Origin of the sequence: Rhizobium sp. 268 (genome assembly GCF_036571585.1) — a bacterium.
Lineage (GTDB): Bacteria > Pseudomonadota > Alphaproteobacteria > Rhizobiales > Rhizobiaceae > Rhizobium > Rhizobium redzepovicii.
Genome location: NZ_JAPPSO010000001.1, coordinates 192,510 through 206,083 on the forward strand (window position 1 = coordinate 192,510; position 13,574 = coordinate 206,083).

Here is a 13,574-nt window from a genome sequence, read left to right on the forward strand (position 1 = left end):
GCCTTGAGCCTGGGATTCCATGGCCCCCGCTGGTGAGGCCGGCGTCGATCCTCGGGGCAGGCCCGCGGAGGATGGAGGGTGGGGTGAGCTCAGTGGCAAACTCAGCGACGTTCGTAGCTCAGCCTCCATTACCCCGGCATCGCGCAGCAACAGCCAAATTCCCAGGGCGGGAGCGCTGGTATCACCAGCTTGTGCAAGCCTTCAAAAAGCAGTTAGCTGGCATCGTTGGGTAGGGCATGCCGGGCAGGCATTGCGCTACCTGCTGAGACAGGTCCGCATTTCGGGGAAATCGCGTGCGCTGGTCCAAACCGCTCAGACTGCATCTCGGCGTCCTGGTCGTCGCGTCGCTGCTTTGCACATCGGCGCCGATCATCTGGATGGCATTCAGCCATGGAAGCGAAGCTGCGGTCAGCGCCGGCGCGCAGCAGATGCGGGCGATGAGCTTGCGGCTGATCGAGGGATACCGCAATACGCTGCAGGGCGGTACCGAGGCCGTGGCGCTGGCCTCCACCCTGCCGCAGCTCATTTCCCCGCCGCCTGAGGATATCAAGGATAAACAGCAATTCTTTCAGGAGGTTCTGCGAAACGTCCCGAACGCCACCAGCGTTTACGCCGGCTATCCCGATGGCTCCTACCTGCAGGTGATCAACACGGCCCGGCGCGACGTCCGCCAGACGCTGGCCGCACCCGATCGTACGGCTTTCGCGATTAGAATGATCGCACGGCGACCAGCGACCGATATCGTCTCGACGCTTGGTTTTGTCGACAACGATGCAAAGCCGATCGCGGAGCGCACGATCGAGGATACATCCTTCGATCCGCGGCAACGCCCCTGGTATCGATCCGTCATTCAGGACGGCGCGCCGGTGTCCGTCGGGCCCTATATCACCGGGACACTGAATGTTCCGACGCTGACGATCGCAGCCCCGCTGCGGGACGACGGCAAGGTGGTGCTCGGCATCAACATTCACCTGCAGACCGTCAGCCGGCTGCTCGACGCAGCTGAGATCTCGCCGCGGGCCCGCGCCTACATCATCGATGCCGACGGCAATCTCGTCGCCCATTCCGACCCTGATATCATGAGCAGGATCATCGCATTATGGTCGAGAACATCAGGCGCCTTTGCCACGACGGCAAACGGTTTCGACCCGAGCCTTAAAACCGTGGTGCGGCTCAGGCAGGACCCGGCCTTTGCCGGCGGTGGCTTGGCGCGGGTCGATTTCGATGGCGAAACCTATCTTGTGCAGATCGCCCCGGTCAGCGTCTCCGGCCTGTTCACGGGCAGCGTGGCTGCCATCGTCGTGCCGCTGGCGGATCTGGTGGCGGAGGCCCATCGGCTGCTGGTGCGCAATCTCTTCATTGCCGCCGCCTTGGTGATCGCCGGTGTCGGCGCCTCGGTGCTGCTGTCGCGCATGGTCAGCCGCTCGCTCTATCGGCTGGCCGACGAGGCGCGCAGGATCGGCGATCTGGATGTGGGGGAGAAGCCGATGGCCCACTCCTGGATCAGCGAGATCAACACGCTGGCAAACGCCCTGGCGGCCAGCCGTCATGCCATCGGCCAGTTTGCGCTTTATGTGCCGCGTGAAGTGGTCCGGCAGATCGTCAACCCCGAGACGAGAGCGATCGTCAGGGCGAAGCGACAGGATGTGACGGTGCTGTTCACCGACATCAAAGACTTCACGACCATCGCGGAACAACATTCGCCCGAGGAGGTGGTCGACACGCTTTCTGCCTATTTCGAACTGCTGAACACCATCGCCGAGCGCAACGGCGGGGCCGTCGTGCAATATCTCGGCGATTCCATTTTCGTCATGTGGAACGCCCCGGTCGACGATACCAGCCATGCCGAACATGGTTGTCGATGCGCCCTGGCCATGAAAGCGGCGGTCGACGGGTTGAACGAAGCCAATCTCAGCAATGGCCGCCCCGAGCTTTTGACTCGATTTGGATTGCACACCGGCCCGGCAGTCGTCGGCAGCTTCGGGGCGATTTCGCGCCAGCAATATACGGCGATGGGCGATACGATCAATGTGGCGTCACGGCTCGAAGGCATGAACAAGGAGCTGAACACATCGATCCTGGTCAGCGCCGCCACCCGCGACGCCGTCGCCGACCGCTTCACCTTCCGCCCCCTCGGCCTCGCCCCGGTCAAGGGACGCGCTGAGAAGGTCGACATTTGGGAGCTTGTCGGGGAAATCAAAGACTGAGGATTATGTATGGGATGGGAAGCGCTGGAGCTGTGGGGCAAGGACGCGGTTCGCATCGAAAGGCTCTCCGGCGGAGTTGCCAATGATGTCTGGAGCCTGCGCGTCCGCGGCCAACTTGCAGTCGGTCGTCTGGGGACCAGGAGCGACGCTGATCTCGCTTGGGAAGCAGAACTCCTACGCCACCTCGACCGCGAAGGTCTGAGCGTGCCGGTGCCGATCCCGACGGCCGATGGCCGCCTCTTCGCCGATGGTCTGACAGTGATGGAATACATGCAGGGCGGGCCGCCCGAGACGGAGGCCGACTGGCGTCGCGTGGCCGAGACACTGCGCGAGTTGCATCGGTTGACGCAGGGCTGGCCGCAGCGCCCAGCTTGGCGATCCTCGACTGACCTCCTGCACGCCGAAACGGGGACGAGGATCGACCTTGCCGCGATGCCGCCAAATGGCGTCGCCCGATGCCGCGCGGCGTGGGCGCGGCTTGTCGGTCGCGAAACAAGCGTCGTCCACGGCAACCCGACCAACCCCGGCAACATCCGCATGACCGCAAACCGCGTCGCCCTGATCGACTGGGATGAGTCGCATGTCGACGTGCCCGACCTTGACCTCGTCCTGCCCCATAATGCAGCCGGTCTGGAAGGCATCGCCTATGACATCGCCGCGCAAGCATCGGCAGCATGGGAAGCCGCCATCTGCTGGGACGACGAATACGCTGTCAAGCGGCTTGCCGAAGTTCGCGCGCTCTGAGCAGTTTCGGCGAACCGACGGGCTGCGTCGGGAACCTCCCGCGACGACCTGCCCCGTGAACGGAAGACCCTTGAAAAGAAAAAATGTCATCAGCAATTTGCGGCGAGGCCGTTTCAGGATAGACTGATCGCTGTCCGTGCCCTCTCGCACGGCACGCCTTCATTGGCGCAGGCGACAGAGCACGAACGGCCCCATGGGTCTTCCCTGCAATCGCCACCCTCCCCCCATCATCGCTAACCATTGGAGCCCGAGACAATGATCTCAGCCGACTATTGCCGACTCATGGCCCGCTACAACAGCTGGCAGAACACCTCACTCGTCACCGCCGCCGACGGGCTGACGCATGCGGAACGCTGGAAGGATCGGGGGGCGTTCTTCCAATCGATCGCCGCGACGCTGAACCATCTTTATTGGGCCGACGCCCTCATCCTCGCGCGATTGAAGGGCAATGAGCGGCCCGAGGAAACCATCACGCACTCGCTGACAAGCCCGTCGGATTGGGATGCATTCAAGGTCTTGCGGCTGCAACGCAACGCCGAAATCGAAGGCTGGGCGCGAGGATTGCGCGACGCGGAGCTCGACGGCATGCTTGTCTGGTATCCCGGCGATGGTGCAACGCGGGTCGAGAAGCCGAAGGCCAACTGTGCGATCGAACTTTTCAACCACCAGACCCACCACCGTGGCCAGGTCCACGCGATGCTGACGGCAGCGGGCGCAAAGCCGGAGCCGACCGACCTTTCGCGTCTGGCGTAGTATTTCCGCCATCGGCTCGGCGAACCCGCCTGCAAACGGCGGCGCGTAAACCTGCACGTTGCAGATTGTGTCGTTTTCGCATCACTTTCTGTCAGGTTGCAAATTCCCGGTTGGCAAGCGCGGTTGCCTTCGCTACAAGAGGCTCACCGCGTCAGATCGAACAAAAGGGAGGCGTTGCATGACATCATCAGCAATCACCAAAATCCTCCCGTGCGGAATGAACCGACACTAGGTCATTTCCATTCGCGGCCCGCCTCCAGCGCGCCCGACATGCGGTTTTCACTCTCTTCATAGCCCGATGATCTGACGGGATCATTTTGTCTCCCGCTTGGGCTGTGCCATTTAACTCTCGATTTTGAGGACCGGTTGCCGATATGCGGCCGGGTTGGTTCAAATGACTCGCAAGAAGCTCGATTTCCGCGCCGATGCCTATCGCAACGTGCTCGGCTTTATCTTTCATCATTGGAGCCACCGGCCTGGATTGGTGGGTCTCATCATCGTGCTGGTGATCTCAAGCACGCTCGCCGAAGTCATGGTGCCGGTCTTTTCAGGCCAGATCGTCGATGCCATCGCCGGCGGCAATCCGGCCGACAGCGCCCTCAGCGCCTTCGTCATCGTCGTCGCCTTGGGCTTCACCAGCGTGGCGCTGCGCTATTTCATCTTCAACGGCATCATCCGGCTGACGCTGCGCACCATGGCGGATGTGACCAATGGCGGCTTCCACAAGGTGCAGCGCTTCTCCACCGACTGGCACGCCAACAGCTTTGCCGGCTCGACCGTACGCAAGATTACCCGCGGCATGTGGGCGCTGGATTCGCTGAACGACCTGCTGCTGGTCGCCCTCCTGCCGTCGATCGTCATGCTGGTCGGCGCCAGCATCGTGCTCGGCAGCTATTGGCCGGTCATGGGCCTGATCGTCAGCCTCGGATCGCTGATCTATATCGGCGTCACCGTGGCGCTTTCCATGGGCTTCGTGTCGCCGGCGGCAAGGCTTGCCAATGCCTGGGACACCAAGCTCGGCGGGGCGCTCGCCGATGCAATCAGCTGCAACTCGGTGGTCAAGGCATTCGGTGCCGAAAACCGCGAGGAGACCCGGCTCGGCCGTGTGCTCGGCACGTGGGACAGCCGCACGCGGCGGACATGGAAGCGCGGCACATTGAGCGGCACGATCCAGGGCTTCATGATGGTCTCCATGCAGGCCGGCATTCTGGGCACGGGCCTCATCATGTGGCAGCAGGGGCTGGCGACGCCTGGAGACGTCACCTTCGTGCTCGCGATGTTCTTCGTCCTGCAGGGCTATCTGCGCAATGTCGGCCAGGACATCCGCAACCTGCAGCGTGCCGTCAACGACATGGAAGAGCTGGTGCTGCTCGACAAGATGCCGCTCGGCATCGAGGACGGGCCGGGCGCGACGCCCATCGCGATCGACCAGGGCGAGATCGTCTTCGATCGCATCACCTTCCAGTATGGCGCGCATCCCAGCCCGCTTTATGAGGACTTTTCGGTCACCATCAAACCGGGCGAGCGTGTGGGCCTTGTGGGTCATTCGGGTTCGGGCAAGACGACCTTCGTCAAGCTCATCCAGCGTCTCTACGACGTGAATTCGGGCTCGATCCGCATCGACGGACAGAATATCGCCGAGGTGAGGCAATCCAGCCTGCGCAGCCAGATCGCCATCGTGCAGCAGGAGCCGATCCTGTTTCACCGCACGCTGGCCGAGAACATCGCCTATGCCAGGCCGAATGCCTCGCGGCGCGAAATCGAGCAGGCGGCGAAGCAGGCGAGCGCCCACGACTTCATCCTGAGCCTTCCCAAGGGCTATGAGACGATGGTGGGAGAACGCGGCGTCAAACTCTCGGGCGGCGAGCGGCAGCGCGTCGCCATCGCCCGCGCCTTCTTGGCCGATGCACCGATCCTGATCCTCGACGAGGCGACCTCCAGCCTCGACAGCGAGAGCGAAGTGCAGATCCAGCAGGCGATGGAACGCCTGATGGACGGCCGCACCACACTGGTCGTCGCCCACCGCCTGTCCACGGTGAGGGCGCTCGACCGGCTGCTGGTCTTCGACAAGGGCGAAATCGTCGAAGAAGGCGACCACCAGGCGCTGATCCGCCGCCCCGACGGCATCTACCGCCGGCTGTTCGAGCGGCAGGCGCTGGAGCTGACCAAGGGCCTGGTGGCCTGAACCGAAACGCCAGGGCTATGCTCTGGCGTTTCCTTTTTGCGGCTCAACGCACAATGGCTGCGCTGTTCGGCAGATGGCGGTGGTCCCGGCGGGAGCCCGCTTCGTGCAGATTGCGCCATTTGCGCACGACGGCCCGCACTCATGCAGAAACACATCCGAAACACTTCTCAATGAACTGCGTTCGGAGTTTCTAGAGCATGTCGCGCAAAAGTGTGCCGCGGTTTTGCGGCAACGACATGCGTAAAAACAAAGAGCTAAAGCACGTCGCATGAATCAAATTTGGCACGACGCGCTTTAGCCGTTATTCCGACGGTTTGGAGAAGCCGCGGTAGAAGCGTGTCGGCTGCAGCAGCGAACTGGCGATGTTGGCGACGATCGGCCCATCCGCCTCGCTCTTCGCCCTCGCTTCCTGCCACTCGCGATCGGCGATGAACTCGGCCCATTTCTGCTCGCGCTCCGAAAGCGACCGCCATTCGAGCAGGTAGGTCAGATCGTTGCTGGAAGGACCGATCATCGTCGTCCAGAAGCCGAGTGAGCGGATGCCGAGCCGTTCCCAAATCGCCAGCGTCGCGGTCTCGAAACGCTGCTGCAGTGCCGGCAATCTCCCCGGCAGACATGTATAGATGCGCAATTCGTGGATCATCGGATGCTCTTCATGTTGGATCAGGCAAGATCGTCCATATCGTTCAGCGCCGGAAAAAGCGAGGGCCGTTGCCGGCGCAATCGAGCCTTGCCAAAATAGAAAATCCGGAGCCCCGTCGCTTCGGATAGGTTCTGGGCTTCACGCTCGGAAACCGCTAGGGTCGACGATCAGGACGAACGTTTCAAACCCGTTTGGAAAATCAAAATGGTTCGACCGGTCCGCGCGATCGTCATTGCAGTGCTCCTGTTTGTCGTCGCCGCCGCCGCTGCCTGGTCGTCGCTCGCGCTTTGGTACCGCTTGCCGTTGCCCGAACTCGGCAGGCAAGCCAGTGCCATCTTGTTCGGGCTTTTTGGCGCCTCCGTCATCGTGGCGCTCTTTGGCAGGAGACGCATTCGTGCGGTCCTCGCGTTTGTGGCCGCGTTCGTCATAGTCCTCTTCTGGTGGAGCACGATCGAGCCGCAGGCAAATGGCGCGTGGGCTCCGGACGTTGCTCGTCAGGTCACCGGCGAATTCGACGGTGATCAGTTGACGCTGACGAATGTCCGCGAGTTCCAGTGGCGCAGTGCCACCGATTTCACGGAACAATGGACGACTCGCAGTTACGACCTGAACAAGCTGAAGAACGTCGACATGTTCATGTCATACTGGTCAGGTCCGACCATCGCGCATGTCATAATGAGCTTCGGCTTCGACGACGGCCGTTATCTGGCGTGGTCTATCGAAGTGCGCCGCCTTTCCGGCGGTTCGTTCTCACCGCTGGCGGACCTCTTCAAAAGCAGTCCTCTGGTCATCATCGCGGCAGACGAAAGAGATGTGATCGGCCTCCGCTCCAATTTTCGCGGTGAGGACGTCCAGATCTACCGCCTGAGGGCGACGCCGGCGGCTGCGAGGCTTCTTCTGCGCGAGTACGTCTCCGACGCAAACGCGCTTGCAGCACGGCCCGCCTTTTACAATTCGCTGACGACCAACTGCACGACGACCATCGTCAAGATGATGCGCGTGGCAGGCGACGCCGTGCCGATGGACTGGCGTCTCATCGTCAACGGATACCTGCCGGAATACGCCTATGACCGGCGCGCGCTGGACATCTCGGTTCCCTTGTCGCAACTGCGGTCGGCCGCACACATCGCTGCAAGAGCGCACGAGGACGGTCTTTCGCCGAATTTTTCGCAGGCCATTCGCGTCGGCGTTCCGTCGCCGCAGGGCGCGTTCTGACGTCTTCTATCCCAACGATATCGAGATGGGCTCTCCTCGCCCGATGCTCTTCATCAGCGGTGACCAGACCCATTCGAGGGATTTCAGTCAGGGCACCGACCCAATCAACCAGGAACATAGGTCAATCGCACCGCATCCCCACCGATCAGATCGCTGGCGACAAGGCGGAGCGGCGGCCTCGGGCCGGTGAAGAACGGTTTGCCGTGGCCGAGCACGACGGGGTGGAAGTAGAGTCGATACTCGTCGATCAGGCCAAGGTCGGCCAGACTTCCCGCAAGCTCCGGCCCGCCGACTTGAATCTCCCCGGCAAGCTCGGCCTTCAGGCCGCGGATCACCGTCTCGATGTCGTCGGTGACAAGCGTGGCATTGGGGCCGACCGAGGTCAGCGAGCGCGACACGACCCATTTGGGCTGGCGCCGCCAGGCAAGCGCGAAATCGTGCAGCTCCGGGGTCCACTCGGCATTGTCTTCGTCCCAATAGCGCATCACATCGTACAGGCGGCGGCCATAGAGGCTCCCCGTCTGGCCGCGCGCCTGCTCGATCCAGTGGCGAAAGAGGATGGGGTCGGGCGCAAATTTCTGGTGATCGACATAGCCATCCAGGGAGACGTTCATTCCGAAGACGAGCTTCGCCATGCGCTGTTCCTCCATCCGGGACGTCAGGATAGCTTAACCGCCATCGATAGCGAAGGGTCCCCTCAAAGTTTGAGTTGACCGCTTTCGTTGGCGAGGCGACAGTTGCACAAGCAGCAAGGCAGGAGGCAAAACGATGGACGAGGCAGACCGCTGGCGCAGCATGGCCAGCGCACCGAAAGACGGCAGTCGGATCCTGGTCACCATCCGCCCGTCCGAACAGGGGCCAGCGGAAGTAGACCTCGCCTATTGGTCGCATGGCGATCAGTTTGGCGCAGAAGGCTGGCGCGCCTCGGATTCCTCGCCCGGGCAGATCATCGAATATGCCGAGCCGGAATTGAAGTGCTGGATGCCGATGCCCTCGGCCAATCTCGCCCGCCTCTCGATGCCCTCACCTTGGGAAGGCGACGACGCCGAGCAGCTCGACGGCTCGGGGATTTAACAAACGCGCCGAATAACCTGCGTCGACACGGCCAAGGTCGGTCAGACTTCAGGCGAAATCAGGCCCGCGGCAAGTGTCGGATCGCCGCCGGCGCGCTTCCAGGTTCGGGACCCGCAAGGCCCTTTTCGATCTCGTAGCGCAGGCAGGCATCGCCGAGCCGTTCCTGGATCAGTGGCATGTGGCTGGTACGATAGTAGTCGTGATCGAACTTCGAGCCGCCGGCGGCCGGATAGTAGACGCTCATCTTGATCATGGTCCGGCTCCTGCCCGAACGCCTCTGCGAGCATTCGAGGGGGGCTATTCGAGGCGCAAGGCATCACTGTCGTAGGCGCGATCGGCGAGCAGCACGTGGCCGCCGCCGAGCGTATCGGGCATGTGTCCCCACAACGCCCAGCAATCCGTCATACTCCCCCTGGGTGATTTGAAACGCTCGACAACGGTAGTAACTTTACCGGCAATCGAGGTTTTGCCGGGTTGGCTACCATGACATGCCCGAGGCCGGCGACCGCCAGAATTGCCGTGAGGCGCTTTAGCGCCTCCTCATCTGCACCGTCGCGCGGGGCTTCGGTTCGCGCTCGCCTTGGTATAATTCCTACGGTTAAAGCGGTCTCTGACATGACGGATTTGTTCACCTTCGCTGACGTCACGCTTGACCCCGAAAGGGGGCGGCTCATGCGGCGCGGCATGGATGTCGACATCGGCGCCAAGCCGCTGGCCATGCTCACCTATCTCGTCCAGAACGAGGGCCGCGTGGTCTCCAAGGACGAGCTTATGCAAGCGGTCTGGCCAGGTGTCATCGTTACCGAGGATTCGCTGACCCAGGCGATCAGCCAGATCCGCAAGGCGATCGGCGCCGACGGATTGATCCGCACGCTGTTCCGGCGCGGCTATCTGTTCGAGAACAAGCAATCGGCCGCCAACGCCATGCCGGAGAAGGCCTTCGTGCGGACGCTTCCCCTGGCGGTGGCCCCGTTCCGTCTGATCGGCCCCGGCAGCGATGCGGCCTGGTTTGCCGAGGCCTTCTCCACCGAGGTCGCCTCCAGGCTGGCCCGCTACCACGACCTGGAGGTCACCTGGTTGCCGGAGAAGGCAGTCCCCTCGCCTCTGCGCGCAACACTCGGATTCGACCTCAACGGCATGGTGCAGTCGGTCGACGGCATGATGAAGGTCACCGCCGTGTTGACCGAAATGTCGAGCGGCCGGATCGTCTGGTCAGCCAGCTGGGACGGGGCGATCGCCAATGCGCTCGAAATCCAGTCGGAAATCGCCGAGGGCATCGTCAACGCGCTTGCCGGCCACGGCGTGCTGCTGAACGTCGCCGCCGAGCACCTGCATCGACGGGCGGCGGCCGATCGCGATGCCTTCGAACTCTATCTGCGCGGGCGATATCACACCAATCGCTTCAACCGGGAAGATGCCGAAAAGGCGCTGCACTGTTTCCAGCGGGCAACCGAGATAGACCCCTTGTTTTCCCGCGCCTGGCTCGGTCTTGCCTGGTCGCACGATGAACTCGCCTCCTTCGGCGTCGACATGACCGAGAACGACGCTGCGGCGCTCAATTCCGCCAGGCGCGCCGTTGAACTCGATCCGTTCGACGCGGAAGCGCTGGTGGCGCTCGGCGAGATGCTCGGCAACATGGGACAGATGGAAGCGGCGGAGGCGGCGTTGGATCGGGCGCTCGGTCTCGGTCCTTCGAACGCCGACGTGCTGGCGATGTTCTCCGGCTGGGCGCCGGTCTTCGGGCGCATCGAGGAGGGTATCGCTGCGGCTGAAAAGGCCCGGCGGCTCAATCCGAGCTGGCCGATCTGGTACGACAGTTCATTCCGCCGCGCCTCCTTCCATGCCGGCCGATATGAGGAAGCTTTGTCCTTCGTTTTGCGCCGGCAACCGAACACCCGCTCGATGGACGACCTGGTGACGGCTGCCTGCTGCGCCGTTGCCGTCGGCCGGCCGGAAGAAGCCGCGGGCTGGCGCGACCAGGCGATGCTGATCGGCTACAAGTCCGCCAGCCAATATCTCGATCATGCCGGGGTGAAGCGGCCGGAGCAGCGCGCCCACATACTCGATCTGCTGAAGTCGGCCCGGTTCCCGGTCCTTCCCGGAGAGGCTTAAAGCGCTGCAAAAGCGCTTCGCGCTTTGCCTGGGAAAAGCGCTGCACACTTTTTGCGCGACATACTTTGGCGCGGCCCCACGCCGTCGCACTGGCAAACGTTGTTTTCAGCGAAAATTCAGCTCTTCGTCAGCCGCCCGTCGGTACATGTCCAGCCCGTGATGCCAGCATGCACCGTCAACCGAGGGGAACATGCAAATGACCAGCTTCGCCAGATCGAACACCCAGTCCGCCATCTTCGCCGCGATCGCGCATCCGCTTGCGCTTGCGCTTCACAGCCTTTCCAACTGGCGTGAAAACAGGGCATCCCGCCATGATGCGATGCCGGATCTCGATCGGCTGGATGATGAGCATCTGGACGATGTCGGCCTCGTCAGACGGAGCCAGCCCGCCGGCTGGACGCCGGTCGCACGCGGCCTTGACCCCACTTCGATCGTTCGGACGACATATGAGGCGAAACCACGCCCGCGAGGCTGAGAGCGCTGCAAATGCAGAGGGGTTCGGCTGCTCAAGCCCTGCCCACCTTACAAATCCGTAAGTTGTCGCTCAGCCGTAGGCTCCGCTAGATTGCCTCCACACCTGTGGGAATGATCGGGCTGATGCGGATCCTGCTTATCGAGGACGATCGGAAGACGTCCGATTATATCGCCAAGGGCCTTTCCGAGGCAGGCCATGTCTGCGACGTCTTCGGTGACGGCCGCGATGGGCTGTTTCAGGCGCAGCGCGAAGCCTATGACGTCATTGTCGTCGATCGCATGCTGCCGGGGCTGGATGGGCTGGCGATTATCCGCTCGCTGCGGGCCGCCAAGGTCGGCACATCGGCGCTGTTCCTGACCTCGATCGGCGGCGTCGATGACCGGGTCGAGGGGTTGGAGGCGGGCGGCGACGATTATCTCACCAAGCCTTTTGCCTTCTCCGAGCTTCTGGCCCGGGTCAACGCGCTCGGCCGCCGGCCGCCGGTGCAGGAGCAGAAGACGGTGCTGAAGGTTGCCGATCTCGAGCTCGACCTGATCCGCCGCGAAGCCCGCCGCGCCGGTCAGGCGATCGAATTGCAGCCGCGCGAATTCACCCTGCTCGAAGTGCTGATGCGCGGCGAAGGCCGGGTCATCACCAAGACGATGCTGTTGGAGCGGGTCTGGGACTTCCACTTCGATCCGAAGACCAGCGTCGTCGAGACCCATATCAGCCGACTGAGAGCGAAGGTCGACAAGCCATTCCAGGTCCAGCTCCTGCATACGGTCCGCAACACCGGATACAGCCTGCATGCGCCTCGCTAGCCTACGCAGGAGCACGCCGTTCCGGCTTGCCGTCACCTTCGGCGTGCTCTTCGTCGTCGCCTTCATCCTGAGCGGCGCGATCATCTATCACATGCTGCGCCTGGGCCTTGCGCGTGATCTCGAACAGTCGCTGGGCGAAATGAATTCGCTGGTTGTCTCGACCTACGAGCCCAACGATACCGAGGATCTGATCAATACGCTGAACAATTATGCGAGCTTCCAGTCGACCTCCGACGGGCTCTACTCGCTGACCGACCATGCCGGCAAGAAACTCGCCGGCAATTTTGCAGCACCCCGCATCCCCAACGGCGTCTACACCGTCACCTCTAGGGATGTCGGGTTGAAGGGGCATGAGCGCTACCGGATGCAGGTCTCGACCATCGGTCCCTACAGCCTGGTGGTGGCGGAAAACTTCAACGATGTCGACGAGATGCTGCGGATCGTGCTGGTCAGCTTCGAATGGGCCGCTGCGATCGTCGTGGCGACAGCGATCGGCGGCGGCGTCTTTCTCGCCTTCCGGGCCCAGGCGCGGCTGGACGGGGTCGCCCATACCATGAACGATGTCTCCCACGGCGCACTCGACGCCCGCATTCCGATCACCGGCAACGGCGACGACCTCGATACGGTGGCGATCCAGATCAACGCGGCGCTGGAGCGGCTGCAAAGACTGGTCGAGAGCATGCGGCAGGTGAGCGCCGATATCGCCCACGATCTGAAGACGCCGCTCAACAGGCTGCGCCTGACGCTGGATGCGGCGGTGGCTGGAAACGACCAGCAGGCGGACGTTTCGGCTCTGCTTGACGAAGCGAGACACGAGAGCGACCGGATCAACGCCACCTTCGAGGCGCTGCTGCGCATTTCCCAGATCGAGGCCGGCGCCCGCAAGGAGCGTTTCCAGGCGACCGATATCGACACCGTGCTTGCCGTCATTTCCGAGGTCTATGCCGATGTCGCCGAAGACGCCCTGATGGCGTTGACGATCGCGGAGCGCTGTCCCGCGCTCGTCTGGGGCGACCGCGATCTCCTGACGCAGATGATCGCCAACCTGGTGGAGAACGCGATCAACCACTGCCCTGATGGAACCGGCATCACGGTCTCGCTCCGCTGCCAGGGCGGCCGCGCTATTGTCTCGGTCGGCGATAGCGGCCCCGGCATTCCCGCCGACGAAAGGGACAAGGTCTTCCGGCGTCTCTACCGGCTCGACAAGAGCCGCACGACGCCGGGAAGCGGCCTCGGGCTCAGTCTCGTCAAGGCAATCGCCGACCTGCATTCGGCTGACATCACCATGGCGGACAATCATCCCGGCCTCATCGTTTCGGTCGGTTTCCCGCTGATCTCGGCCGAGAAGCCCTAGCCGCTCACCCCG

Annotated in this window: 12 protein-coding genes and 1 pseudogene; 10 read left to right on the forward strand and 3 right to left on the reverse strand. The window is 62.8% G+C overall.

Annotated elements, in window-relative coordinates:
* Nucleotides 1-293 precede the first annotated feature (293 nt).
* The 4 genes from OS035_RS01090 to OS035_RS01105 all read left to right on the forward strand — a co-directional run bounded on the left by OS035_RS01090 (nucleotide 294) and on the right by OS035_RS01105 (nucleotide 5,889).
* On the forward strand, nucleotides 294-2,207 hold the full coding sequence (locus OS035_RS01090) for an adenylate/guanylate cyclase domain-containing protein (protein ID WP_331813256.1): 1,914 nt from the start codon (nucleotides 294-296) through the stop codon (nucleotides 2,205-2,207).
* Between the two features lie 9 nt (nucleotides 2,208-2,216).
* Nucleotides 2,217-2,951: a phosphotransferase gene (locus OS035_RS01095; protein WP_331813257.1), complete on the forward strand. Its 735-nt coding sequence runs from the start codon at nucleotides 2,217-2,219 to the stop codon at nucleotides 2,949-2,951.
* 255 nt (nucleotides 2,952-3,206) lie between these two features.
* Nucleotides 3,207-3,704 carry a DinB family protein gene (locus tag OS035_RS01100; protein WP_183852061.1) on the forward strand — a complete coding sequence of 166 codons (498 nt, stop codon included), beginning with the start codon at nucleotides 3,207-3,209 and terminating at the stop codon, nucleotides 3,702-3,704.
* A gap of 394 nt (nucleotides 3,705-4,098) precedes the next feature.
* Entirely contained in the window at nucleotides 4,099-5,889 is a 1,791-nt protein-coding gene (locus OS035_RS01105; protein ID WP_183852063.1) for an ABC transporter ATP-binding protein, read from the forward strand.
* 301 nt (nucleotides 5,890-6,190) lie between these two features.
* Here the strand turns inward: OS035_RS01105 and OS035_RS01110 are convergent, their stop codons facing one another.
* Nucleotides 6,191-6,532 carry an NIPSNAP family protein gene (locus OS035_RS01110; RefSeq protein ID WP_183852065.1) on the reverse strand — a complete coding sequence of 114 codons (342 nt, stop codon included), beginning with the start codon at nucleotides 6,530-6,532 and terminating at the stop codon, nucleotides 6,191-6,193.
* Between the two features lie 204 nt (nucleotides 6,533-6,736).
* Here OS035_RS01110 and OS035_RS01115 point away from each other — a divergent pair, with 204 nt between their 5' ends.
* Nucleotides 6,737-7,747, forward strand: coding sequence for an Lnb N-terminal periplasmic domain-containing protein (locus OS035_RS01115; RefSeq protein ID WP_331813258.1), 1,011 nt, complete (start codon nucleotides 6,737-6,739; stop codon nucleotides 7,745-7,747).
* 104 nt (nucleotides 7,748-7,851) lie between these two features.
* Here the strand turns inward: OS035_RS01115 and OS035_RS01120 are convergent, their stop codons facing one another.
* A complete protein-coding gene (locus tag OS035_RS01120) occupies nucleotides 7,852-8,382 on the reverse strand; it encodes a dihydrofolate reductase family protein (protein ID WP_097627398.1) in 531 nt (176 codons plus the stop codon).
* Nucleotides 8,383-8,515: 133 nt separating this feature from the next.
* Here OS035_RS01120 and OS035_RS01125 point away from each other — a divergent pair, with 133 nt between their 5' ends.
* The gene (locus tag OS035_RS01125) at nucleotides 8,516-8,821 is read left to right on the forward strand and encodes a hypothetical protein (RefSeq protein WP_097627396.1); all 306 of its coding nucleotides are present in this window, start codon (nucleotides 8,516-8,518) and stop codon (nucleotides 8,819-8,821) included.
* A gap of 88 nt (nucleotides 8,822-8,909) precedes the next feature.
* Here the strand turns inward: OS035_RS01125 and OS035_RS01130 are convergent.
* Nucleotides 8,910-9,074, reverse strand: a pseudogene (locus tag OS035_RS01130) (EthD family reductase); the annotation flags it as partial.
* Between the two features lie 362 nt (nucleotides 9,075-9,436).
* Between OS035_RS01130 and OS035_RS01135 the strand changes: the two are divergent.
* The 4 genes from OS035_RS01135 (at nucleotide 9,437) to OS035_RS01150 (ending at nucleotide 13,562) form a co-directional block, all read left to right on the forward strand.
* Nucleotides 9,437-10,933, forward strand: coding sequence for a winged helix-turn-helix domain-containing protein (locus tag OS035_RS01135; RefSeq protein ID WP_165503968.1), 1,497 nt, complete (start codon nucleotides 9,437-9,439; stop codon nucleotides 10,931-10,933).
* A gap of 196 nt (nucleotides 10,934-11,129) precedes the next feature.
* On the forward strand, nucleotides 11,130-11,408 hold the full coding sequence (locus OS035_RS01140; protein ID WP_097627392.1) for a hypothetical protein: 279 nt from the start codon (nucleotides 11,130-11,132) through the stop codon (nucleotides 11,406-11,408).
* Between the two features lie 122 nt (nucleotides 11,409-11,530).
* Nucleotides 11,531-12,208: a winged helix-turn-helix domain-containing protein gene (locus OS035_RS01145; RefSeq protein WP_097627757.1), complete on the forward strand. Its 678-nt coding sequence runs from the start codon at nucleotides 11,531-11,533 to the stop codon at nucleotides 12,206-12,208.
* The gene (locus tag OS035_RS01150; RefSeq protein ID WP_097627390.1) at nucleotides 12,195-13,562 is read left to right on the forward strand and encodes a sensor histidine kinase; all 1,368 of its coding nucleotides are present in this window, start codon (nucleotides 12,195-12,197) and stop codon (nucleotides 13,560-13,562) included. Before OS035_RS01145 ends, OS035_RS01150 begins: the two co-directional genes overlap by 14 nt.
* Nucleotides 13,563-13,574 lie beyond the last annotated feature (12 nt).